This window comes from Mycobacterium sp. DHQP2018-32-09, from assembly GCF_058148405.1.
This window is the reverse complement of sequence record NZ_JBYVYK010000021.1, coordinates 46141-69279: the sequence shown is the minus strand read 5'-3', so window position 1 is coordinate 69279 and position 23139 is coordinate 46141. Positions and strand designations below refer to the sequence as shown.

21 protein-coding genes are annotated in these 23139 nt (G+C 70.6%); 12 read left to right on the top strand and 9 right to left on the bottom strand.

Annotated elements, in window-relative coordinates:
• Positions 1-6: 6 nt before the first annotated feature.
• The 3 genes from AC30CM_RS12575 to bfr all read right to left on the bottom strand — a co-directional run bounded on the left by AC30CM_RS12575 (position 7) and on the right by bfr (position 2449).
• Entirely contained in the window at positions 7-1353 is a 1347-nt protein-coding gene (locus tag AC30CM_RS12575; RefSeq protein ID WP_490117204.1) for a type I glutamate--ammonia ligase, read from the bottom strand.
• A gap of 28 nt (positions 1354-1381) precedes the next feature.
• Positions 1382-1864, bottom strand: a complete 483-nt coding sequence (locus AC30CM_RS12570; protein ID WP_490117203.1) for a carboxymuconolactone decarboxylase family protein — start codon at positions 1862-1864, stop codon at positions 1382-1384.
• 96 nt (positions 1865-1960) lie between these two features.
• Positions 1961-2449, bottom strand: a complete 489-nt coding sequence (gene bfr, locus AC30CM_RS12565) for a bacterioferritin (protein ID WP_490117202.1) — start codon at positions 2447-2449, stop codon at positions 1961-1963.
• A 492-nt stretch (positions 2450-2941) separates the two neighbouring features.
• Between bfr and AC30CM_RS12560 the strand changes: the two genes are divergently transcribed.
• Entirely contained in the window at positions 2942-3136 is a 195-nt protein-coding gene (locus AC30CM_RS12560; RefSeq protein WP_490117201.1) for a (2Fe-2S)-binding protein, read from the top strand.
• Positions 3137-3154: 18 nt separating this feature from the next.
• Here the strand turns inward: AC30CM_RS12560 and AC30CM_RS12555 are convergent, their stop codons facing one another.
• Together AC30CM_RS12555 and AC30CM_RS12550 are read right to left on the bottom strand one after the other, a co-directional pair.
• The gene (locus tag AC30CM_RS12555) at positions 3155-3913 is read right to left on the bottom strand and encodes an enoyl-CoA hydratase/isomerase family protein (RefSeq protein ID WP_490117200.1); all 759 of its coding nucleotides are present in this window, start codon (positions 3911-3913) and stop codon (positions 3155-3157) included.
• 47 nt (positions 3914-3960) lie between these two features.
• Positions 3961-4662, bottom strand: coding sequence for an EthD domain-containing protein (locus tag AC30CM_RS12550; protein WP_490117229.1), 702 nt, complete (start codon positions 4660-4662; stop codon positions 3961-3963).
• 180 nt (positions 4663-4842) lie between these two features.
• Here AC30CM_RS12550 and AC30CM_RS12545 point away from each other — a divergent pair, with 180 nt between their 5' ends.
• A complete protein-coding gene (locus AC30CM_RS12545) occupies positions 4843-6849 on the top strand; it encodes an FUSC family protein (RefSeq protein ID WP_490117199.1) in 2007 nt (668 codons plus the stop codon).
• Here the strand turns inward: AC30CM_RS12545 and AC30CM_RS12540 are convergent.
• Together AC30CM_RS12540 and AC30CM_RS12535 are read right to left on the bottom strand one after the other, a co-directional pair.
• Entirely contained in the window at positions 6827-7444 is a 618-nt protein-coding gene (locus tag AC30CM_RS12540) for a PaaI family thioesterase (RefSeq protein WP_490117198.1), read from the bottom strand. The two genes, AC30CM_RS12545 and AC30CM_RS12540, sit on opposite strands and share 23 nt — an antisense overlap.
• A 56-nt stretch (positions 7445-7500) precedes the next feature.
• Entirely contained in the window at positions 7501-7872 is a 372-nt protein-coding gene (locus AC30CM_RS12535) for a cupin domain-containing protein (RefSeq protein WP_490117197.1), read from the bottom strand.
• An 85-nt stretch (positions 7873-7957) separates the two neighbouring features.
• Between AC30CM_RS12535 and AC30CM_RS12530 the strand changes: the two genes are divergently transcribed.
• From AC30CM_RS12530 to AC30CM_RS12520, 3 genes are all read left to right on the top strand, one after another.
• A complete protein-coding gene (locus AC30CM_RS12530; RefSeq protein WP_490117196.1) occupies positions 7958-9622 on the top strand; it encodes a tetratricopeptide repeat protein in 1665 nt (554 codons plus the stop codon).
• Positions 9623-9688: 66 nt separating this feature from the next.
• Positions 9689-10168 (top strand): nucleoside deaminase, encoded by a 480-nt coding sequence (locus tag AC30CM_RS12525; protein WP_490117195.1) that lies wholly within the window; start codon positions 9689-9691, stop codon positions 10166-10168.
• Positions 10165-11523: an alpha-amylase family glycosyl hydrolase gene (locus AC30CM_RS12520; protein ID WP_490117194.1), complete on the top strand. Its 1359-nt coding sequence runs from the start codon at positions 10165-10167 to the stop codon at positions 11521-11523. The genes AC30CM_RS12525 and AC30CM_RS12520 overlap by 4 nt, the downstream gene beginning before the upstream one ends.
• 27 nt (positions 11524-11550) lie before the next feature.
• Here the strand turns inward: AC30CM_RS12520 and AC30CM_RS12515 are convergent, their stop codons facing one another.
• Entirely contained in the window at positions 11551-12048 is a 498-nt protein-coding gene (locus tag AC30CM_RS12515; RefSeq protein WP_490117193.1) for a DUF1810 domain-containing protein, read from the bottom strand.
• A gap of 91 nt (positions 12049-12139) precedes the next feature.
• Here AC30CM_RS12515 and AC30CM_RS12510 point away from each other — a divergent pair, with 91 nt between their 5' ends.
• The 3 genes from AC30CM_RS12510 (at position 12140) to AC30CM_RS12500 (ending at position 17158) form a co-directional block, all read left to right on the top strand.
• Positions 12140-14314, top strand: coding sequence for an adenylate/guanylate cyclase domain-containing protein (locus AC30CM_RS12510; protein WP_490117192.1), 2175 nt, complete (start codon positions 12140-12142; stop codon positions 14312-14314).
• The gene (locus tag AC30CM_RS12505) at positions 14311-15708 is read left to right on the top strand and encodes a mechanosensitive ion channel domain-containing protein (RefSeq protein WP_490117191.1); all 1398 of its coding nucleotides are present in this window, start codon (positions 14311-14313) and stop codon (positions 15706-15708) included. Before AC30CM_RS12510 ends, AC30CM_RS12505 begins: the two co-directional genes overlap by 4 nt.
• A 454-nt stretch (positions 15709-16162) precedes the next feature.
• A complete protein-coding gene (locus tag AC30CM_RS12500; RefSeq protein WP_490117190.1) occupies positions 16163-17158 on the top strand; it encodes an esterase family protein in 996 nt (331 codons plus the stop codon).
• Between the two features lie 82 nt (positions 17159-17240).
• On the opposite strand, the gene AC30CM_RS12495 is transcribed toward AC30CM_RS12500, so the two are convergent.
• Positions 17241-18002 (bottom strand): SDR family oxidoreductase, encoded by a 762-nt coding sequence (locus AC30CM_RS12495; RefSeq protein WP_490117189.1) that lies wholly within the window; start codon positions 18000-18002, stop codon positions 17241-17243.
• Between the two features lie 95 nt (positions 18003-18097).
• Between AC30CM_RS12495 and AC30CM_RS12490 the strand changes: the two genes are divergently transcribed.
• From AC30CM_RS12490 to AC30CM_RS12475, 4 genes are all read left to right on the top strand, one after another.
• On the top strand, positions 18098-18769 hold the full coding sequence (locus AC30CM_RS12490) for a VC0807 family protein (RefSeq protein ID WP_490117188.1): 672 nt from the start codon (positions 18098-18100) through the stop codon (positions 18767-18769).
• A gap of 28 nt (positions 18770-18797) precedes the next feature.
• Positions 18798-21140, top strand: a complete 2343-nt coding sequence (gene lon, locus AC30CM_RS12485; RefSeq protein WP_490117187.1) for an endopeptidase La — start codon at positions 18798-18800, stop codon at positions 21138-21140.
• 121 nt (positions 21141-21261) lie between these two features.
• Positions 21262-21915 carry an endonuclease gene (locus AC30CM_RS12480; protein ID WP_490117186.1) on the top strand — a complete coding sequence of 218 codons (654 nt, stop codon included), beginning with the start codon at positions 21262-21264 and terminating at the stop codon, positions 21913-21915.
• Position 21916: 1 nt separating this feature from the next.
• Positions 21917-23137, top strand: a complete 1221-nt coding sequence (locus tag AC30CM_RS12475; protein WP_490117185.1) for an NAD(P)/FAD-dependent oxidoreductase — start codon at positions 21917-21919, stop codon at positions 23135-23137.
• Positions 23138-23139: the final 2 nt, after the last annotated feature.

The window sequence follows — 23139 nt, the reverse complement described above, 5'->3', positions numbered from 1 at the left end:
GGTCGCCTACACGCTCCAGGCCAGCCGGAACTGGTCGGCCAGTTCCTCGTCCGTGCGCGAGCCGTAGGTGTCGGACTCGTAGCGGCGCACGGCGACGATGGCGTCGACGGCCGCGTCACCGAGGATCCGGCGCACGACGTCCGAGGAGTCCAGCGCGTCGATCACCTCCGGTTGCGCGGTGGGCAGCGTCGTGATGCCCGCGGCGGCGCGACGTTCCGGGTCGAGGTCGGCGGGATCGACGTCCACCTCGGCAGGCAGCGGCAGTTCTCGCTCGATGCCGTCGAGCGCCAGGCCCAGGATGGTCGCGCTGGCGAAGTACGGGTTGGCCGACGGGTCGACGATCTTCACCTCGACGTTCGCACCGTGCGGGTTGCCGGGTCCGCCGCGCAGGAATCGCACTGCGGCCTCGCGGTTCTCGGTACCCCAGCACAGCGTGGCACCGGACCAGTGGCCGGGCAGCATGCGCTGTCCGGACAGGATGGATCCGCTCAACACGCCTTGGGCCCCTGGCAGACCGGCCAGCACGCCCGCCACCGCCGCGCCGCCCACCTTCGTCATGCCCGCCGGTCCCGAACCGTCGGAGAACACCGGCCCCTGCGCCGTTCGCAGCGAGAAGTGCTGGTGCGCACCGGAACCGACGCTACCGGCGAACGGCACCGGCGACAGGCTGACGCGCAGCCCGTGCCGCCGCGCGACGCGGCCGACGATGATCTTGGCCAGCAGCAGTTGGTCGGCGGCGGCCACGGGCGTGCGGGGAGCGAGCGAGATCTCGAACTGGTTGGCCCCGTATTCGGGATGGAACTGCTCGACGAGCACCCCCGCCGACGCCGCGGCCTCGGTGACGTCGCGGACGAACCCCTCGAACTCCAGCACCCCGGCCAGGCCGTACTGCGCCCACAGGTGCGCGGGCAGCCTGCTGCCGTCGGGGGCCACCAGCACGAACTCCATCTCGTGGCCCACCAGCGCGTCGAAACCCGCTGCCGCCAAGCGCTCCTCGACGCGCCGCAGCACACCTCGGCTGCACCGGGGGTCCGGGTTGCCGTCCTGGTCGAAGAACGCGCCCGGCGCCCAGGCCAGGCCGTCGCCCAGCAGGTGCAGTTCCTCGACGTCGATGCGGATGCGCAGATCGCCCACCACGCCCGTTCGAGGCCCGAACACGATGCCGCTCTGATCGATGGTGAAGACGTGCCATACCGGGCTGGCCCCCAGTCCGGGATCGGCGAACGCGCCGATCCGGTGCACGGGAGTGGTCTTGGCGTGCACCAGACCAGCCGGGTTGACCACCGTGGCGAGGATCGTCGAGACGTCGTGGGTCTTCAGGTCGGCGACGCGGTTGGCTGCCATGTCGGCCATTGTGCCGTCTGTCGGCGCCGGAGGTTGGCTACAGCGTGATCTTGCAGGCCTGTCCGATGTCGAGGGTCCGCAGCATCCGTCCCATGCCCAGCCACATCGCACACGACAGCGCCAGATCGGTCAGCAGTTCGTCGGTGAACTGCGCCCGGCAGCGCGCCCAGAACTCCTCGTCGTCGCGCAGGCCCGTGTGATCGGCGGCGAAGCGCTGCGCGAACTCGGCGGCCACGCGTTCCTGGTCGCTGAAGCCCGGCCACGTCTGCCATTGGGCGGCGTGGTCGTAGAGGTCTTCGTCGACGCCGGCGGCGGCACCTGCCGAGTCCCGGGTGTTCTGGCACACCACGCATTCGTTGTCGAGCGCGATGACCATGCGCGCCAACTCGCGCACCCGCAACGGCAGGCGATTCTTGGTGTACACGGCATGCGTGAAACCTGCCATCGCCGTGCCGATGTCGGGCGAGTTGGCGATCCATGCGGCGGCGTCGTCGTCGGCGAAGGATCCGATTCGGCTCATGCTGGGATGCTACGCCCGCACGCCCGAAAGTGGAACGTGTTCCAATTCGACGGACGCCGCCGCAACGGGTCGGATGTCGGCGGTCGTCGCCGGGTGTCAGCCCAGCGCGCCCGGGGGGCGGGACACGCACTGCGCGGCGAACAACTGCTCGCCGAGCTTGTCCATGAGCTGCAGTTGCGTCTCGAGGTAGTCGATGTGCAACTCTTCGTCGGCCAGGATCGTCTCGAACAGGTTCGCCGACGTGGCGTCCTCCTTCGAGCGGCAGAACGGGATGGCCGGCTTCAGGCGGGCCACCACCTCGTATTCGATGGCGAGGTCGGCCTCGAACTGCTCGCGCAGGGTCTGCCCGACGCGCAAGGAGGAGAGCCGCTGATAGTTGGGCAGGCCGTCCAGGATCAGGATGCGGTCGGTCAGGGCCTCCGCGTGCCGCATCTCCTCGAACGATTCGTCGCGCGTGTGCTTCGCCAATTCGGTGAAACCCCAGCTGTCCTGCATCTTGGAATGCAGAAAGTATTGGTTGATGGCGGTGAGTTCGCTCGTCAATTGTTCGTTGAGGAGTTTGATGACTTCCGGATCGCCTTGCATGGTCACTCCTTCGACACCCGGGGATCGGGTGCCGTCGTGGGTTGAACGGTCGCGGGTGGACCTGACTGGAGCACCGGGCTGAACGCCATGCGGGATGGCGGTCAGATCCGGCCGTCGGGGCTGCCGACGCGCCCCAATCTAGTACCGAGCGGCCCCGGGGGACGTTCCATTCTGGCCCCAATATGGCGTGTCTACGTGCATCGTTTGGTAAGGCATACCTCGGAATGGGCAGATTTCGGCGACGGATATGGACTGGCTCCCCTAAGTAAGGTTAGACTGAGCTAACCCGCTGGCAGGTCCGCCGGCAAGGGCACGCGCGACACGCGTGCCCCACCCCACCCTGGAGGCTCGGACGATGGTCGTGAATGGAATGTCCACCATTCCCGTCGGCCATTCTTCGACGCCTGCGGAATGGTCGCCGCAGACGTCGAATTTCGACGCATCGAATGGCAACGGTGAATTTTCGGGGCCTCTCCGGGAAATGGCCCGCTGATGTTCGTCTGTTTGTGCACGGGCGTCACCAGCCAAGTGGTGACGGATCTCGCTAACTCCGGTGCGACGACCACGCGGCAGATCTCCGATGCCTGCGGGGCCGGTTCGGACTGCGGTCGGTGCCGTCGCACCGTGCGCGCCATCATCGCGGCGTCGCAGGCGCGCCAGGACTGCCCGCTGCACGCCGCGAGTTGAGGCCCGCGCGGTCCGTCGTCAGTCGCCCCGGCGGTCGGCGAACGCGGCCAGGGCGTCGGCGTTCGCCGCGCCCCCGAGCAACACCTCGAACTGCGCGTACTCCCGGGCCGCAGCCGCCGCGATCTCGGGGCGCCTAGGCGCCATCATGGTCTCCTTGACCGCGATCAGACTCGAAATCGGTCTGCCGGCAAGCACTTCGGCGTGCCGGTGGGCCTCGGCGAGCAGCTCGTCGGGTTCGCACACCCGCCAGGCCAAGCCCATGCGCTGAGCCTCCGACGCCTCGATCCACTCCGACGACAGCAGGATCCACGCAGCGTTCTGGTGTCCGACGAGCTGCGGCAGCAGGTAGGACGACGCGGCCTCCGGGGCCACCCCGAGGCTGGTGAACGGGCACTTCAACCGTGCCGTCGACGACATGAACACCAGGTCCCCGAAGCCCACGATGGTGGCGCCGATGCCGACGCCCAGACCGTTGACGGCCAGCACCAGGGGTTTGCGCAACGCCGCGAGGGTCTCGACGAACCCGCGGAACCCGTACGTTCCGTCGACGAAGTCCGGATCGGTGACGCGGGCCTGCATCTCGAGCAGGTCGTTGCCCGCGGAGAACGCGCGGCCCGCGCCCGTCATCACGACGACGGCCACCTCCGGGTCGGCGTCGGCGTCGCGCAGTGCCACCGTGGCGGCGTCGTAGAGCGCCTCGTTGAAGGCGTTGAGCGCCTCCGGCCGGTTCAGGGTGAGCGTGCGGACGCCGCCGGCGTCGCCGATCTCTACGAGCACCCCCGCAGTTTAAGCGTGCGACCTTAAACCGGCGCTCGCGGGTGCGCTCAGCTCCCGGCGAACGGGCTGCGCAACGGGTAGCGACTGGTGGGCACCGTGTCCACGTTCGCGTTCGCCCCGAACGCCGCCGTGCTGGCCACCATGCGGTTCATCCGGTCGCTCAGCTCGGCGTCGTCTGCCGCGCCGAAGAACGCGTGCAGATCGGTGGTGGCCGCCAGCGGAAAGTTCTCCTCGACGATCGCCGCGAGCACCGGCGCCTCCGGTGTCAGCGCCCGCACGACGGTGTTCTGCGTGTACCCGAACGTCGACTGCGTCGTGAGGGCCACCGGCGTGTGGTCGACGTGCCAGCGGTGCAGCCACGTGGCCACGTCGAGGTGGTCGGGCCTGCGCAGCAGCGCCACGTTGGCCAACCCGGGCGTCCGCCCGCCCACGACGTCCGGCGGAGCCAGGGGCACCGACTCGGTGACCAGATACGCCGCGATGGACGCGCACTCGCGCGCCAGCAGGTCCAGTGCCGCCCGTGCGGGGGCGCCGTAGTACTGGTCGACCCACAGCGTCACGACCGCGCGCACCGGCGGATCGAGCGTCGTCAACGTCATCAGCGACGCCCGCACCGCGTCGTCCCGAACGTTGACGGTGACCCCCGGCAGCTCGAGGTCCAACAGTGCGTCACCGACCGTCGAGCGAAGCCGCGTGCACCACGCCTCGTCACCGTCGGCACGTCGCAGCGCGACCATCATCTTCTCCACGGCATCTCCTCGGCATCTCCTCGGCGTCTCCCCGAGCATCTTCTCGGCATCTCGAACGAGCATCTGCTCGACGGCGCGAACCTACCCAGCCCGCCGTCTGGGCGGGGCCGAACCGGCCCGGACACGCGCGTGGCCACCGGCGACGACACGGTGCCGCGGGTACCGGGTAGAAAGGGGGCCGTGATCAAGGGGCTCGCGGTACTGGACGCCGGTGCCGCGGCTCGCAGCCTGCTCGGGGTGGCGGTGACGGCGGGCGTGGCGATGTCGGCCATCGGTCCCGAGGCCGCGTTCGCCGCGGGCGGGGCCGCCGCCATCGCGGGTGCCGTTGCGCTGCAGGACAGTCCACGCGGCCGGCTGCCACTCCTGGTCTGGGTCTCGGTGGCGATGGGCGTCGCGGTGCTGCTCGGGACCGCGACGTCGGCCTCCTGGGTGCCGTTCACGATCGTGGTTGCGGGGTGGTGTTTCTGGGCCGGCATGGCCTGGGCGGGCGGCACCAAGGCGGGGTTGATCGCCGCGGCCGCGAGCGCGCTGCTGGTGACCGCGCCCCCGATCGCCCCCACGTGGACCACGGTGGGCGCCACGGCAGCGCTCGCGGTGGCGGGCGGCCTGAGTCAGGCACTGCTGATCGCCGTCTGGCCGCGCCGACGCTGGCAGGCCCAGCGCGCCGCGCTCACCCGCGCCTACCGGTCGCTGGCGGCCGACGCCCGGCGGCTGGCCGCGCATCCCGGCGACGGCGTCACCACCGCGCCGTTGACGGCGTTGCGCGACGCCTTCACGGTGACCACGAGCCAGGCGCGACGGCGACCCGTGGCCTATCGCGACTGGTACGGGATACCGGAACGGATCTCGGTGACCCTGACGGCGCTGGCGGGCAAGGTCTCCGACGGCACCTCGGCGGCGGCGCTGCTGACCGCGGCCGCCGACGTCCTGGACGCCATCGCCACGCCGAACCGCGCCGCCGCCCGCGCGGCCGGGGCGGCGATGACCCGGTTCGACGCCGTCGCCGCCTCGGCCAGCGACGCGGAAGTGGCCCTGGCGGCCAGGTTCTCGGCCCAGCTGGGCGAGGCCTGCCAGGTGCGCCTCGGCGAGGCGCTGCCGGTCTCCGAGGCGATCACCGGGCTGCGTACGACCCAGCTGGTCGCGACGCCCAGGAGGCTGGCGACGCTGGCCCGCGGCCAGTTGCGCCGCGACTCCCCGGTGTTCCGGCACGCCCTGCGGCTGGCGACGGCCGCGGCGTGCGGCGTGGCGATCGCGCGGGTCGCCGACGTCGCCCACGGGTACTGGATCCCGCTGACCGTCGTGATGGTGGTGCGGCCCGAGACCGCACACACCTACACCCGGTGCGTCGGTCGCGTCGGCGGCAACGTCGTCGGCGTGGTGTTCGCGACGCTCGTCGGGCTACTGGTGGCGCCCGCCGGTCTCGGCGCGGTGGCGCTGGCGGTCGTCATGCTGGCCTGCGCGTACGCGCTGACCCGGTGGGGTTACCTCGCCATCAGCGCCTCGCTCGCGGCGGCCGTCGTCTTCCTGATGGACGTCTCCGGAACGGCCACGTTCGCCACGATGGTCGATCGCGTGCTGGCCACGCTGATCGGCGGAGTGCTGGCGGTACTGGCGCACGTCGCGCTGCCGGATCTGGTGTCGGTGCGTCTGCGGCAACGCGCCGGCGAGTTGCTCAAGGCCGAGATCGACTATGCCGCCACGGTGATCCGCTGTTCGGTGCACGACGTCGACAGGGCCAACGATCAGTTGGCGGCCACGTGGGACCGGGCGCTGCGCGCGCGGACGTCGTTCGAGGCCGCCGCCGCGACGGGGCTGATGGACGACAAGCAGTTGCGCCGCTGGCTGTCGACCTACCGCGCAGGGCTCAACGCCGTCACCGCGGCGTGCGCGACGCTGGAGGCGAACCTTCCCGCGCGCGGCGCGGCACCCGAGGACACGGCGCTGCGCAGCGTCGTCGACGAGTTCGTGGAGGCGCTCCGCGGCGAACCGCCGACCGCCGGCACCCCGTGGAACCTCGATGCCGCGGCGCTCACCGCCGCCAACGGCAGGGTGCGGGCACGCCTCGCCGACACCGACGACGCCTCGGCCCGCGTGCTGCTCGGCGAGATCGACACCATGACCGGCCGCCTCCTGGAGATCGCGTCGGTGAGTCCTCGCCGACCCGTCAGCGAGCCCACTTCGGGGTGATGAAGACCCCCTCGGCCTCCACAGTCGGCCCGTCCGCGTCGGCGATGAAGCCCACCGCGAACGTCTTGATGCCCTCGGAGCGCACGATCCTGGCCTCCGCGTGGAGCGCGCCCAGCGGTGTCGTGCGCAGGTAGCGCATCGAGATGGTGCCCGTCAGCCGCGGATGTTCGATGGTGCTCGCCACCTCGCCGAGCACGTGGTCCAAGATGAGCGCCGAGACCCCGCCGTGGACGTGTCCCGGCGGGCCTTCGTAGGGGGCGCCCAGGTGGAAGTCGGCGTGCACGCGGCCGTCGTCGTCGCGGTGCAGGTGCAGCGGCGGTGCGATGGGGTTGCGCAGGCCGATGACCGGGTTGCCCCACGTCAGGTGCTCCTCCTCGCAGACCCGCACGCCGAACGGCCCGTCGAGCTGGCGGCTGCGCAGCCGCGCGGTGGCGGCGTCGATCTCGGCCTTGGCCACCGCGACGGTGGCGGCGTCGGCCTGCGTGCGGATGGTCGCGTCGAGCAGGTCGCGGACGGACTCCGTCAGCGGGCCGAAGACGGCGCGCAGCCGCTCGACGTCGGCGGCACTGAGGTTCTCGACGGTGAACTCGACCACCACTGAACTAGAACACGTTGCAGCTTTGGTGTCGAGTCACCGGCTCGGCGGGCGCCTCAGTCCGGAAGGAACGGCACCTCGGTGCCCGGCGCCAACACGACGTACATGCGCCGCCATGGGTCGTCGCCCCGCAGCGTCCACTGATGACCGCTGCCGACGGTGTCCTCGGCCAGCAGGACGTCGCCGGGACGAAGCGTGAAGTCCTCGCCGTCACGCGTGACGAAGTCCAGCGTGCCCGCCAGCGTCACCACCAGTTGCCGCACGGGCGCGGTGTGCCACGCCAGCGCTCCCCCTCCGGCGGTCTCCTCGACCGTCACGTGCGCGGCCGACATCGCACCGGTCAACAGGTCGCCGTTGCGGCCCGGCCGCATGTCCAGCCGACCCACCGCCACGTGGGACCCGCCGTCCGACCCGGTCCACAACCGCACGCATCTGATCACACCCGCCACCGTAGTGCGGTCGGGCGCCTCACACCGCGGATGCCCGACCGCGTCACGCACTATCGTGCACGTCGTGACGACCCCGCTGGAGCCGTATTACGACCTCGGGTCCTACCGCAGGCCGATCGACTCGCCCGCGCCGGAGGCTGGGATCTGGTTCGACCGAGGACTGGTGTGGGCGTACGCCTTCAACCACGAGGAGGCGGTCCGCTGCTTCGAGCGGGCCCTGGTCCACGACCCGGATCTCGCGCTCGCCCGCTGGGGCATCGCCTACGCGGTGGGCCCGAACTACAACAAGGCCTGGGACGCCTTCGACCCGGTGGACCTCACCGCCTCCCTGAGGCGCGCGCGCACCGAGTTGCGCCGGGCCGCGACGAGCCGCGCGACCGACGTCGAACGCGGTCTGATCGAGGCCCTCACGGCGCGCTTCCCCACCGACGACCCCGACGACACCGCAGCGTTGACCGCGGGCAACGCGGCCTACGCCGACGCCATGACGGCCCTGGCGGCCCGCCATCCCGAGGACGTCGACGTCCAGGCGCTGGCCGCCGATGCGCTGCTCAACGTGACCGCATGGGCGTTGTGGGACACGCGCACCGGGAAACCCGCACCCGGGTCGCGGGTGATCGAGGCCGTGGGCCTGCTCGACGCCACCCTGGCCTCGGGTAGCGGCCGCGAGCACCCGGGCGTGCTGCACCTGTACGTCCACGCGATGGAGATGTCGGTGCGCCCGCAGGACGCACTGCCCGCGGCGGACCTGCTGCGCGGACTGGTGCCCGACGCCGGGCACCTTCGACACATGCCGAGCCACATCGACGTGCTGTGCGGCGACTACCGCAGCTCGGTGTTGGCGAATCAGGCTGCGGTGCAGGCAGATCGGCGATTCGTCGAGGCCGAGGGTCCGCTGAACTTCTACTCGCTCTACCGCGCTCACGATCTGCACTTCGTGGTGTACTCGGCGATGTTCGAGGGCCGACACGCGACGGCCGCCGAAGCCGCCGCCGAACTCGCCGCGCAGCTGACCCCGGACCTGCTGGCCATCCAGAGCCCCCCGATGGCCGACTGGCTGGAGGCCTTCGTTCCACTCGACGTGCACGTGGCGGTGCGGTTCGGCCGCTGGGCCGAGTTGATCGCCCACCCGCTGCCCGAGGACACCGAGCTGTACTGCACCACCACGGCCACCGTCCACTACGGTCGCGGCGTCGCCCACGCGGCCACCGGCGACCTGCCCGCGGCCAAGGCCGAGCAGGCTGCGTTCGCCGCCGCGTACGCCCGCATCCCCGACTCGCGTTACCTGTTCAACAACACCAGCCGCGACGTCCTCGCGGTGGCCGGCGCCATGCTCGACGGTGAGATCGCCTACCGCGAGGGACGTTTCGACGAAGCCTTCGCCGCGTTGCGCCGCGCCGTGCAGTTGGACGACTCGCTGCCCTACGACGAGCCCTGGGGATGGATGCAGCCCACGCGGCACGCGCTGGGGGCACTGCTGCTGGAGCAGGGACGCGTCGCGGAGGCCGCCGCCGTGTACGCGGCCGACCTCGGGCTGGACCCCACGCTGGCGCGCTGCTGCCAGCACCCCGGCAACGTGTGGAGCCTGCACGGCTACCACGAGTGCCTGGTGCGGCTGGGTCGCACGGACGAGGCCACGATCATCGGCAAGCAGTTGGAGCTGGCCGCCGCCCGCGCCGACGTGCCGGTGCGCGCATCGTGCGCGTGCCGGCTGGAGGTCGGCGACTGATCGGACGGCGACTGATCGGACGGTGACCGGGCGCTGCGGTGAGACCCCCGTCGTTACACTGCGAACGTGCCCGTCACCGCCGAGGATCTCCGCCACCTGCGCCGGTGTGTCGACTTGGCGCGTGACGCGCTCGCCGACGGCGACGAACCCTTCGGGTCCCTCCTGGTGGACGCCGACGGTCGCGTGCTGTTCGAGGACCGCAACCGCGTCAAGGACGGCGACCACACCCGCCACCCCGAGTTCGAGATCGCGCGGTGGGCGGCCTCGCACATGGCGCCGGTGCAGCGCGTGCGTGCCACCGTCTACACCTCCGGGGAGCACTGCCCGATGTGTGCGGCCGCGCACGCGTGGGTGGGGCTGGGCCGCGTGGTCTACGCGGCCTCCGGCGAACAGCTCGCCGCATGGCAGGCCGAATGGGGGTCGACGCCCGCACCGGTGACCCCGCTGCCCATCAATGCGGTGGCCCCGCGCGTGCCCGTCGACGGGCCCGCCGCCGATCTCACCGAGGAGATGAAGTCGTTGTACGAGGCGGCGTTTCGACCATGACCGATCCCCAGGCTCATTCCCAGGCTCATTCGGGGGCCCACGACGACGCCGTCACCCCCGCCGCCAAGGACTGGGTGCGCCATGCGATCTGGTGGCAGGTCTACCCCCTCGGCTTCGTCGGCGCGTTCCCGAATCCCACGCCGCCGACGGCCGACGAGCACCGGCTGCTGCGCCTGGTGGACTGGCTGGACCATGCGACGACGCTGGGGGCCTCCGGGCTGGCGCTCGGCCCCATCTTCGCCTCCCGCACGCACGGCTACGACACCACCGACCACTACCGCATCGACGCGCGCCTGGGTGACGACGCCGACTTCGATCGCCTGATCGCCGAGGCGCACCGCCGTGGCCTGCGCGTCCTGCTCGACGGCGTCTTCAACCACGTCGGCACCGACTTCCCCCGCTACCGCGACGCCGCCGCCGGCGGCGACGCGTCCTGGTTCCGGCCACAGGAATCCGGCTTCGAGACCTTCGAGGGGCACGACGGCCTGATCGCGTTGAACCACGACCATCCCGAGGTCGTGGACTACGTCGCCGACGTCATGGCGCACTGGCTGCGACGCGGCGCCGACGGGTGGCGGTTGGACGCCGCCTACGCCATGTCGCCGCGCTTCTGGCGGCGCGTGCTGCCCCGCGTGCGGGCCGAGTTCCCGGACGCCTGGATCGTCGGCGAGGTGATCCACGGCGACTATGCGGCGCTGGTCCGCGCCGCGGGCTACGACTCGGTGACCCAGTACGAGCTGTGGAAGGCCATCTGGAGCAGCCTCAACGACGGCAACTTCCACGAACTCGACCATGCGCTGCGCCGCCACGACGAGTTCCTCGACACCTTCGTGCCCATGACCTTCGTCGGCAACCACGACGTCACCCGCATCGCCAGCAAGCTCGACGACGAGCGCCACGTCGAGCACGCGCTGGCCCTGCTGTTCACCGTCGGTGGCACGCCCAGCGTGTACGCCGGCGACGAGTGGGGCTATCGCGGCGTCAAGGAGGACCGCGCGGGCGGTGACGACGCGGTGCGCCCCGAGTTCGCACCCCATCCACCCGCCACCGACCTGGGTGACGACCTGCGGCGCACGCACCAGCACCTGATCGGTCTCCGCCGCAGGCACCCCTGGCTGCACACCGCGCGGACCACGGCGCTGACGCTGGACAACCGCCAGTACGCCTACCGCGTCGACGGCGACGGCGGCGCGCTGCTGGTGGCGCTCAACGTCGACGACGCACCGCTGCACCTCGACCTCACCGAGGTGGGCGGCGGCTCGGGCCGCGTGCTGGCCGGATCCGGCGCACCGCCGGAACACGAGGTCAGCGCACTCGAGGTCGCAGGCCACGGCTGGGCCGTCATCGCGCTCTGAGGCCGCCGAGTCGGGCGCGCTCCCGGCTCATGCCGGCAGCTCGTGCCACAGCCGCAGCGTCGCGTCGTCCGGACGACCCCCGTAGAGCCGGTCGAGCACGGCCTCGAACACCGTGGCGTCGCGGCCGGCCGTCGTCGCGGCGGTGGCGAACAGGGTCATCGAGGAGCGCACCTTGACGTCGTCGGGTGACCCGAAGATCTCGCGGGCGGTGGCGCCGGAGTGGGCCGTGTTGGTCGTGTCGCCCGCGGTGGCCGTGTCGCGCGCGGTGGCCGCGACCACCCCCGCGCACTCGCGCAGGCGGGGACCGAGCAGCGGGTGGTCGAGGTAGGCGAGCGCCTCGGCGCGCGACCCGATGCCGTAGGCGGTGGCCATCGCGCTCCTGCCCAGCCCACGCAGCTGGGGGAACACGTACCAGATCCAGTGGGTCCGCTTGCGGCCCGCGCGCAGCTCGGCGAGCGCGGTGTCGTACGCGCCGCTCTGAGCGGTGACGAACCGGGCGAGGTCATGGGGGTCGGCGCTCGACATGTCTCGACGGTGTCACGTCGGGACACCGCCGAGGTCGACATTCCACGATTGGTGAGCACGACGGGAGCGGCAGACTTACGCTCTGCACTCGATGAGCACGTCAACGCCGCCGGAGCCGGACGTCGCGGCGACCACGCAGCGGCCGTCCCTGCGCAAGAGTCGCGGCGTCATGTCCCGCATCAGCATCCAGAGCAAGCTGCTCATCATGCTGCTGGTGACGAGCATCGTCTCGGCAGCGGTCGTCGGCTACATCGGCTTCGAGTCGGGCCGGAACTCGTTGCGCGCCTCGGTGTTCGACCGACTCACCGAGATCCGGCAGTCCCAGACCCGACAGCTGCAAGGCCAGCTCGGCGATCTGAAGAACTCCCTGGTGGTGTACTCGCGCGGCTCGACCGCCACCCAGGCTCTCGAGGCGTTCACGGCAGGTTTCGACCAGCTCGCCACGGCGACCATCACACCCCAGCAGCAACAGGGGCTCGTCGACTACTACACCAACGTCTTCGCCAAGTCCGAGGAACGGCAGTGGGGCACCCAGCCCGACGTCAGCGCGCTCCTGCCGACCGGCAACGCCGCGCGCTACCTGCAGGCCAACTACACCGCGCCGTTCGACGACTGGAACGCCGCCCTCAAGAACGACGACGCCCGCGACGGCAGCGCGTGGTCGGCCGCCAACGCGCGGTTCAACGACTTCTTCCGCGAGATCGTCAACCGCTTCGAGTTCGACGACGCGCTGCTGCTGGACACCCGCGGCAACGTCGTCTACAGCGCCTACAAGAGCGTCGATCTGGGCACGAACGTGTTCACCGGCCCCTACCGGGGCAGCCTGCTCACCGACGCCTATGCCAAGGCCCTGGACTCCACCACCGTCGACTACGTGGGGATCACCGACTTCGGCGAGTACCAACCCGCCGACGAACCCACCGCCTGGTTCCTCTCCCCCGTCGGCGCGCAGGGCCGCGTCGACGGGGTGCTGGCACTGCAGTTCCCGATCTCGAAGATCAACCGGTTGATGACCACGGACCGCAAGTGGCAGGAGTCCGGCATGGGCGCCACGGGCGAGACGTTCATCGTCGGTCCCGACGACCTGATGCGCTCGGATTCGCGGCTCTTCCTGGAGGATCCGCAGCTCTACAAGCGCGACGTGATCGACGCGGGTACGCCGCCCGACGCCGCCGAGCAGGCCATCCGCCAGCACGGCACGACGCTGGTGCAGCCCGTGGCGACCGATGCGACCAAGCTCGCCCAGCGCGGTCAGCGCGGCACGCTCATCGCCGACGACTACCTCGGGCACGAGACGCTGCAGGCGTACGCCCCCGCCGAGATCCCCGGCCTGCGCTGGGCGGTGATCGCCAAGATCGACACGTCCGAGGCATTCGCCCCCGTCGCCGCGTTCACGCGCACGCTGGTGCTCTCGACGGTGGCCATCATCTTCTGCGTCTGCATCGCGGCGATGCTGCTCGCGCGGCTGTTCGTCCGCCCGATCCGGCGGTTGGAGACCGGCGCCCAACGGATCAGCTCCGGCGACTACGGCAGCACGCTGCCGGTGACCTCGCGCGACGAGTTCGGCGATCTGACCATCGCCTTCAACGACATGAGCCGTAACCTCGCCATCAAGGAGGACCTGCTCAACGAGCAGCGCGAGGAGAACGAGCGGATCCTGCGGTCGCTGATGCCGGAGACCGTGGTCGCCCGATACCGCGAGGGCGAGGAGACCATCGCCCAGGACCACCAGGACGTGACGGTGATCTTCGCCGACATCGCGGGCCTCGACGAGTTCTCGGCCGATCTCACCTCCGACGAGTCGCTGTCGGTCGTCAACCGCTTGGTGCGGCAATTCGACTCCGCGGCCGACAATCTCGGGGTCGAACGGGTCCGCACCCTGCACAACGGCTATCTGGCCAGCAGCGGCCTGACCGTGCCACGGTTGGACAACGTGCGCCGCACGGTCGACTTCGCCGTCGAGATGCAGCGCATCGTCGACCGGTTCAACGGCGAGACCGGCAGCACGCTCAAGCTCCGCGCCGGCATCGACACCGGCACGGTGAGCAGCGGCCTGGTCGGACGCTCCAGCCTGGCCTACGACATGTGGGGTGCGGCGGTCGATCTGGCCAACCAGGTGCAGCGCGGTTCGCCCCAGCCCGGCATCTACGTGACGTCGCGCGTGCACGACGCGATGCGCGACACCCGCACCTTCGTCCCTGCCGGTGAGCTGGACGTCGACGGTGTCGCAGAGCCCATCTGGCAGCTCGCGGAGCGCTCGTCGTGACCCGCACCATCGACGCGTCGTGGTTCTACTGGGCCGTCGGGGTGGCGATCGCCCTGCCGGTGCTCCTGGTGATCCTCACCGAGGTGCGCGGGGCCCTGACGCGGCGCGGCAGCGCACTGGCCAAACCCGTCGGCGTGACCCGCAACTACATCCTGCCGCTGGGCGCGCTGCTCTTGCTGCTCGTCAAGGCCAACCAGGTGCCCGCCCAGGCCACCGGCGTGCGCATCGTGGCGACCGCGTTGGGTTTCCTGGTGCTGGTGCTGGTGCTGAGCGGGCTCAACGCCACGTTGTTCCAGGGCGCTCCGGAAGGCTCCTGGCGCAAGCGCATCCCGTCGATCTTCCTCGACGTGGCGCGGGTGCTGGTGATCGCGATCGGGCTGGCGATCATCCTGTCCTGGGTGTGGGGCGCCAACGTGGGCGGCCTGTTCACCGCCCTGGGCATCTCGTCGATCGTGCTGGGCCTGGCCCTGCAGAACTCCGTGGGTCAGATCATCTCGGGCCTGCTGCTGCTGTTCGAGCAGCCGTTCCAGCTGGGCGACTGGGTGGACACCCCGTCGGCACGGGGCCGCGTGGTCGAAGTGAATTGGCGCGCAACGCACATCGACACCGGGCGCGGCCTGCAGATCATTCCCAACTCGGTGCTGGCTGCGGCGTCGTTCACCAACCTCAGCCGCCCACCCGGTGACCATTCGATTGCGGTGGAGACCGAGTTCGACCTGTCGAATCCGCCCGACGACGTGTGCGGCCTGCTGACCCGCACGGCGGCCAACCTCCCCCAGCTGCCTCCCGGCGCGATGCCCACGAGTTCGACGGCCGGGGCGGGCAAGTACAGCACGACGATTCCGTTGCGTTCGCCCGCCGACGGAGGGGCCGCACGCGCCACGTTCCTGCGGTGGGTGTGGTACGCCGCGCGCCGGGAGCGGCTCAACCTCGACGCCGCCGAGGACGACTTCTCCTCCGTCGAGCACGTGGCCACCTCGTTGCGGATGGTCGCTCCGGCGCTGCGGCTGTCCGAGGCCGAGCACGATGCACTGCTGCCGCGCATCCGGATCACGCGTTACGGCGCCGACGAGGCATTGCAGTTGAACGGTCAAGTGCCCAAGCGCATGTCGTTCATCGTCAACGGCCGGGTGCGGCTGGTGGCCCGGCGCGACGACGGTGCCCGCATCACGGTGCGCACCCTGCACGAGGGTGACTTCATCGGCTCGACCACGCTCACCCGAGAACCCGTGGACACCAGCGCGTTCGCCGTCGACGAGGTGACGGTGCTGCAGATCGAACGCGCCGACGTGGAGCACCTGGTGATGGGAAAGCCGTTGCTGCTCCAAGAGATCGGCCGTGCCATCGAGGAGCGCCGCGACGACGTGCGCCGCGCGCTGGCCACCGCGGACTGACCCGGTAGCGGCCCGACGGCCCGGTGCGTCGACCCGCAACTGTTTGCTGGCTTGCGTCGGCTCCAGACCGCCGGCGCCGCCCCCAGTTCCTCGCCGCCGAGCGCCCTAGAGGCCGTCGCGGGACTGCGAAAGTTCTGCTAGCCCGGTCCGACGTCACCCTTCGTGCACGTCAGACGGTCACGTGTCGCAGACGGGGCGGTCACGACGGCGTCACGACGGCACGTTCGGCACGGTGCACGGCGTAGTCACACTGACCCCGTCAAACACATCATTCATACTGGTCACAGGCTACGGCGGGGTGCACGGTCTCGAGCGCGAGTCGGAATCGTTAGCCAACCGCGATGTCGAATGGCCGCGTCGACGGGCGTTTCGAACCACATCGACGTGATTCACTTTCGCTCGAAAAGCAACGGCGATTGCTTGGAAAAGACAGAAAGGCAGGTCGGTTGCCGTTATGAAGTACGTCAGGAAGATCCGTGGCACGTGGTTTCGTCGGCTGGTGGTGGCCGGCTTCGCGGCACTGATCCTGCCCGCGCTGATCGGCTTCGCGGGAGGCTCGGCGACCGCCGGGGCGTTCTCCCGGCCGGGACTGCCCGTCGAATACCTCGACGTGTACTCGCAGTCGATGAACCGCAACATCCGCGTGCAGTTCCAGGGCGGCGGCCCCCACGCCGTGTACCTGCTCGACGGCCTGCGCGCCCAGGACGACTACAGCGGCTGGGACATCAACACCCCGGCCTTCGAGTGGTACTACCAGTCCGGCTTGTCGACGGTGATGCCGGTCGGTGGCCAGTCCAGCTTCTACAGCGACTGGTACCGCCCCTCCCAGGGCAACGGCCAGAACTACACCTACAAGTGGGAGACGTTCCTGACCCAGGAGCTGCCCGCCTGGCTCGAGGCCAATCGCGGTGTCTCGCAGACGGGTAACGCCGTCGTCGGTCTCTCGATGTCGGGTGCGGCCGCGATGAACTACGCCATCTACTACCCGCAGAAGTTCGTGTACGCGGCATCGCTGTCCGGCTTCCTCAACCCGTCCGAGGGTTGGTGGCCCATGTTGATCGGCCTGGCCATGAACGACGCCGGCGGCTACAACGCCGAGAGCATGTGGGGCCCGTCCAACGACCCGGCATGGAAGCGCAACGACCCGATGGTCAACATCAACCAGCTGGTCGCCAACAACACCCGCATCTGGGTCTACTGCGGCACGGGCACGCCTTCGGATCTGGACACCTCCGGTGGCGGCGGCAACCTGATGGCCGCGCAGTTCCTCGAGGGATTCACGCTGCGGACCAACCTCACCTTCCGTGACAACTACGTCGCGGCCGGTGGCACCAACGGCGTGTTCAACTTCCCGCCCAACGGGACGCACAGCTGGGGCTACTGGGGCCAGCAGCTCCAGATGATGAAGCCCGACATCCAGCGCGTGCTCGGAGCGCAAGCCGTCGCGTAGTCGCCGGCCCGCAGGGCACCGCCGAAAGGCACCGGGAGCCTGTCGTTTCCACGAGGAGACGGCAGGCTCCCGTCGTTTCCCGTCACCCTTGGCGTGTCGGCCGAATGGTCAGGTCGCCGATCTCCACGTCGTGGGGCTGCTCCACGACGAATGCGACGGCGCGCGCCACCGCAGCCGGATCGAGGCCGAAATCGGCCATGCTGGCGCGGATCTGGGCACGCAACTCGGGATCGGTGATGGTGCCGTCGAATTCGGTGTCGACGAATCCCGGCGAGATCGACGTCGTCTTGACGACGCCGTCGGTCGACTCCTGGCGCAGCGCCTCCATCACGGTGCGCACCGCGTTCTTGGTCGCGGCGTAGACGCCCATGGTGGGCACGATCTTCAGCCCTGCCGTCGACACCATGGTCACGAAGTGCCCGTGGCCCTGCCGCCGGAAGACCGGCGTGGCGGCCGCGATGCCGTGCAGCACCCCCATCAGGTTCACCTCGACCATCGCGGCCCAGCCCGCCACGTCGCCGTCGCCGAGCGGCCCGATGCTGCCGACACCCGCGTTGCTCACCAGGACGTCCAGCCCACCGAACTCGGCGACGGCACGGGCGACCAGCCCCTCCACGTCGGCGGGACGCGTGACGTCGGTGGCCACGGCGACCGCCTCGGCACCGACGGCCCGCAGGTCGGCGACCACGGCCTCGAGCCGATCGGCGCGGCGTGCGCCCAGCACCACGCGTGCGCCGCGCCCGGCGAGCAATCGTGCCGTGGCCTCTCCGATGCCGCTGCTGGCACCCGTGATGGCGACCACGCGGCCGTGGAGTGGATCCGTCGAGATGTCGTGTCGGGTCATGACGACTACGACCACCGGTCACCCGCTCGCATTCCCCGACGCGGTGACGGCCTTGGTCAGACACCTGCCAGCGGCGCACCCTAGAGTCGGCACCCGTGAGCCATGCCGACTCCGAGCCCGCGGCCGGTCCGTCTGCCGCCCGATCGCTCCTGCCCGTCCTGCTCGACGTCGCGCCCCCGCTCATCGCCTACTACGGGCTGCGTGCGCTCGGCGCGTCGGAGTACGCCGCCCTGTTGACCGCGACGCTGGTGTCCGGGGTCAAGGTGGCCCACGACGCCATCCGGATGCGGCGTCTCGACCCGTTCGCCGGCTATCTGCTGCTGACGTTCGGACTGAGCCTGGCGGTCGCGCTCATCACCACCGACCCGAAACTGATCCTGGCGGGCAATACGCTGGTCAACGGCCTGGGCGGGCTGATGTTCCTGGGCAGCTGCGTGGTCGGTACACCACTGACGCAGGTGGTGGCCGAGCGGGCCCGGCCCGGCACCCCGGCCACGCCGTCCGCCGACGAGGACCCCGCGGACACCCCGGAGGAAGCGGCCTACCGGCGCCGCGTGCACGTCCGGCTCTCGGCGATGTGGGGGGTGGGACTGCTGGCCGAGGTCGCGGTGCGACTCGCCGTGATCGCCCGCACGTCCGTCGACGTCGCCAACGGCGTCACCTCCGTGGTGTCGTGGACGTTCCTCGGTGCGCTGATGGTCGCGACGGTCATGATCGCCAAGTCGGCGAGAACGCGATGGGAACAAAGCGGCACCGCACGAGGTTGAGCGCATCAGGTTCAACTTTGGAGGACAGATGCCACAACCCATCGCCGTGCCGGTGTTGTTCGTGAGCGAACCGGTCGTGCTGCCGACCATGGTGGTGCCGATCGAACTGGACGACGCCGCCCGCGCGGCCGTCGAGGCGGCCGAGATCGCCGCCACCGACGGTGAGAGCGCAAAGCTGCTCATCGCCCCGCGTCTCGACGACCGCTACCCCACCCACGGCGTCATCGCCTCGATCGTCCAGGTGGGCCGGACCCCGGGCGGCGGCGCCGCCGCGATCGTGCGCGGCGAACGCCGCGCCCACATCGGTTCCGGGACCACGGGACCGGGAGCGGCCCTGTGGGTCGAGGTCACCGAGGTGCCCGACGGCGACGTCGACGACGCCACGAAGGCGGTCGCCGCCGAGTACAAGAAGCTGCTGCTGGCCATGCTGCAGCGCCGCGAGGCGTGGCAGATCGTCGACGTGGTCAACAAGATCACCGACCCGGCCGCGCTCGCCGACACCGCCGGCTACGCGTCGTACCTGACCGACGTGCAGAAGCGCGAGCTGCTCGAGACCGAGGACGTCGCCGCGCGCCTGCGCCGGCTGGTCGAGTGGACCGGCGAACACCTGGCCGAGACCGAGGTGAACGACAAGATCGCCGAGGACGTGCGCGCCGGGATGGACAAGCAGCACAAGGAGTTCCTGCTGCGCCAGCAGCTCGCCGCGATCCGCAGGGAACTGGGCGAGTTGGGTCCCGACGGCCAGGAGGATGACGCCGACTACCGCGCCCGCGTGGAAGCCGCCGACCTGCCGGACAAGGTGCGCGAGGCCGCGTTGCGCGAGGTCGGCAAGCTGGAACGCGCCAGCGACCAGAGCCCCGAGGGCGGTTGGATCCGGACCTGGCTCGACACCGTGCTGGAGCTGCCGTGGAACGTCACCACCGAGGACTCGACGGATCTGGCTGCCGCCAGGGCGATGCTGGATGCCGACCACCACGGCTTGGACGACGTCAAGGACCGCATCGTCGAATACCTGGCCGTGCGGGCCCGTCGCACCCAACGCAAGATGGCGGTCGTCGGCGGCCGCGGTTCCGGCGCCGTGATGGTGCTGGCGGGGCCTCCTGGCGTCGGCAAGACGTCGCTCGGTGAGTCCATCGCACGGGCGTTGGGCCGCAAGTTCGTTCGCGTCGCCCTGGGCGGCGTGCGCGACGAGGCCGAGATCCGCGGCCACCGGCGCACCTACGTCGGCGCCCTGCCGGGCCGCATCGTGCGGGCCATCGGCGAGGCGGGGTCGATGAACCCCGTCGTGCTGCTCGACGAGATCGACAAGGTCGGGTCGGACTACCGCGGCGACCCGTCGTCGGCGCTGCTGGAGGTGCTGGACCCCGCGCAGAACCACACCTTCCGCGACCACTACCTGGAGCTGGACCTGGACCTGAGCGACGTGGTGTTCCTGGCGACGGCCAACGTCATCGAGAACATCCCGTCGGCGCTGCTGGACCGCATGGAGCTGATCCAGATCGACGGCTACACCGAGGACGACAAGGTGGCCATCGCCCGGGACTACCTGCTGCCCCGGCAGGCCGAGCGGGCCGCCCTGGCCGATGGTGAGGTCACGGTGACCGACGCCGCATTGCGCAAGATCGCGGCCGACTACACCCGTGAACCGGGCGTGCGGCAGTTCGAGCGGCTGCTGGCCAAGGCGCTGCGCAAGGTGACCACCAAGCTGGACGGCGACCCGTCGCCGGTCACGATCGACGAGCCGGAGCTGGTGGAGTACCTGGGCCGTCCCCGGTTCACGCCGGAGTCCAACGAGCGCACCGCGGTGCCCGGCGTGGCGACCGGTCTGGCCGTCACGGGCCTCGGCGGCGACGTGCTGTACATCGAGGCCGGTTCGGTGGACGCCGAACCGGGGCTGAAGCTCACCGGTCAGCTGGGTGACGTCATGAAGGAGTCGGCGCAGATCGCGCTGTCCTACGTGCGCGCCCACGCACGGGAGTTGGGTGTCGACCCGAAGGCGTTGGACCGGCAGATCCACGTGCACGTGCCCGCGGGCGCGGTGCCCAAGGACGGGCCCTCGGCGGGCGTCACGATGGTCACGGCGCTGGTGTCGATGGCCACCGGCCGGCAGGTTCGCGGTGACGTCGGCATGACCGGCGAGGTCACGCTGAACGGCCGGGTGCTGCCCATCGGCGGGGTGAAGCAGAAGCTGCTCGCCGCCCAGCGGGCCGGTCTGACGACCGTGTTCATCCCGCAGCGCAACGAACCGGACCTCGACGAGGTCCCGGCCGAGGTGCTGACGGCGCTGGACGTCCGGCCGATGACCGACGTCGCCGAGATCGTGGCGCTGGCGCTGGAGCCGGCGGCCGAGACGGTGACGGCAGCCGCCTGACCCCAGCGCGACCAGACGCAAATGTTCCCCGGATCCTGCGGATTCGGGGACATTTGCGTCTGGTCGCGGTGGCGGGGGAACGCGCGGTTTGTCTGCGGCCGCCGAGGGTATCCGGTCGGCGATGTCCGATGCGTCGAAGCTGGTGTCCCGCCTGATGCGGATGGCGGGCCGCACGTATGCCCAGCAGAGCGGAATTCGGCTGAAGGACAAGCCGATGCCGTTGTTCCAGCTGTTGGTGCTGGCGATGTTGGCGAGCAAGCCCATCTCTGCCGACGTGGCCGCCGCCGCGGCGCGTGAACTGAACCGGGCGGGGCTGCGCACCCCGCGGGCCGTGCTCGAGGGCGACCGCGCGTCCGCCATCGCCGCCTTCGGACGTGCAGGGTATGCGCGCTACGACGAGAGTTCGGCGACCCGTCTGGTCGACCTGGCCACCCGGGTGCGCGACGAGTTCGGCGGAGACCTGCGCCGGCTCGGCGAGCGGAGTGGCCACGACGTGTCGCGCGCGGCCGCCGACCTCCAGGGCCTCACCGGCATCGGCGAGGTGGGTGCCGACCTCTTCCTGCGCGAGGTCCAGGCGGTATGGCCCTGGGTGCGTCCGCATTTCGACCGCCGCGCCCGGGACGCGGCCCGCGACCTCGGGCTGCCCACCTCCCCCGACGAACTCGGCGACCTCGCCGCCGGCAAACCCGCCGAACTGGCCGCGGCACTGGTCCGCGTGTCCCTCGACGATCAACTGCGCACCGAACTGACCACCGCACCCCACCAGGAGTCCTGACATGTCCTCGACGTTCGTCATCGTCGGCGCCGGCCTCGCCGGCGCCAAGGCCGCAGAAGAACTGCGCGACAAGGGTTTCGACGGCAAGATCATCCTGCTCGGCAACGAGCGCCAACTACCGTACGAACGGCCCCCGCTGTCCAAGGACTTCCTGATCGGGGAGAAGCGCATCAACGACTTCACCGTGCAACCGGCCGACTGGTACCGGCACCACGACGTCGACATCCGCGTGGGCGTCACCGTCGAGGCGATCGACCCTCGGGCGCACACCGTCCGGCTGTCCGACGACACCACCGAGCACTACGACAAGTTGCTGCTCGCCACCGGGTCACGGTCTCGGCACCTGCCGCTGCCCGGCGCCGACGCCTCCGGCGTGCACTACCTGCGCACGGTCGACGACGCGACCACCCTGCTGGCCGCGCTCACCGACGGCTCGCGGCTCGCCGTCGTCGGCGCCGGGTGGATCGGTCTGGAGGTGGCCGCCGCGGCGCGGCAACGCGGCGTCGCCGTCACCGTCGTCGAATCCGCCGAGTTGCCCCTCCTGGGCGCGCTCGGTCGCGAGGCCGCGCAGGTGTTCGCGGATCTGCATCGCAAGCACGACGTCGACCTGCGCCTGTCCACCGAGGTCGCGGCGATCACCACGCGCGACGGTGCGGCGACGGGTCTCGAACTCGCCGACGGCAGCACCGTGGCCGCCGACGCCGTGCTGGTGGCCGTCGGCGCGCAACCCAACGTCGCGCTCGCAGAAGAGGCCGGTCTGACCATGGCCGACGGCGGCGTCGCCGTCGACGAGGCGTTGCGCACCAGCGACCCCGACGTCTTCGCCGTCGGCGACATCGCCGCCCAGCAGCACCCGGTGCTCGGCACGCGCGTGCGCACCGAACACTGGGCGAACGCCCTGAACCAGCCCGCCGTCGCGGTGGCGGGCATGCTCGGCGAGCCCGGGTCCTACGACAACCTGCCGTACTTCTTCACCGACCAGTACGACCTGGGCATGGAGTACGTGGGGCACGCGCCGGGCGACGCCCGCACGGTGTTCCGCGGCGACCGGGACGGCGGCGAGTTCACGGTGTTCTGGCTCGGCGACGACGATCGGGTGCTGGCCGGGATGAACGTCAACGTGTGGGAGGGCCTCGACGACATCAAGGCCCTGATCCGCGCCCGTCGACCGGTCGACGTCGCGCGCCTCACCGACACCGCGGTGGCCTTGACCGACCTGTGAGG

Excerpts from the sequence above, each read along its gene's own strand:
- AC30CM_RS12575 (WP_490117204.1), bottom strand. The coding sequence starts at position 1,353 with ATGGCCGACATGGCAGCCAACCGCGTCGCCGACCTGAAGACCCACGAC.
- AC30CM_RS12570 (WP_490117203.1), bottom strand. The coding sequence starts at position 1,864 with ATGAGCCGAATCGGATCCTTCGCCGACGACGACGCCGCCGCATGGATC.
- bfr (WP_490117202.1), bottom strand. The coding sequence starts at position 2,449 with ATGCAAGGCGATCCGGAAGTCATCAAACTCCTCAACGAACAATTGACG.
- AC30CM_RS12560 (WP_490117201.1), top strand. The coding sequence starts at position 2,942 with ATGTTCGTCTGTTTGTGCACGGGCGTCACCAGCCAAGTGGTGACGGAT.
- AC30CM_RS12520 (WP_490117194.1), top strand. The coding sequence starts at position 10,165 with ATGACCGATCCCCAGGCTCATTCCCAGGCTCATTCGGGGGCCCACGAC.
- AC30CM_RS12515 (WP_490117193.1), bottom strand. The coding sequence starts at position 12,048 with ATGTCGAGCGCCGACCCCCATGACCTCGCCCGGTTCGTCACCGCTCAG.
- AC30CM_RS12510 (WP_490117192.1), top strand. The coding sequence starts at position 12,140 with ATGAGCACGTCAACGCCGCCGGAGCCGGACGTCGCGGCGACCACGCAG.
- AC30CM_RS12500 (WP_490117190.1), top strand. The coding sequence starts at position 16,163 with ATGAAGTACGTCAGGAAGATCCGTGGCACGTGGTTTCGTCGGCTGGTG.
- AC30CM_RS12495 (WP_490117189.1), bottom strand. The coding sequence starts at position 18,002 with ATGACCCGACACGACATCTCGACGGATCCACTCCACGGCCGCGTGGTC.
- lon (WP_490117187.1), top strand. The coding sequence starts at position 18,798 with ATGCCACAACCCATCGCCGTGCCGGTGTTGTTCGTGAGCGAACCGGTC.
- AC30CM_RS12480 (WP_490117186.1), top strand. The coding sequence starts at position 21,262 with ATGTCCGATGCGTCGAAGCTGGTGTCCCGCCTGATGCGGATGGCGGGC.
- AC30CM_RS12475 (WP_490117185.1), top strand. The coding sequence starts at position 21,917 with ATGTCCTCGACGTTCGTCATCGTCGGCGCCGGCCTCGCCGGCGCCAAG.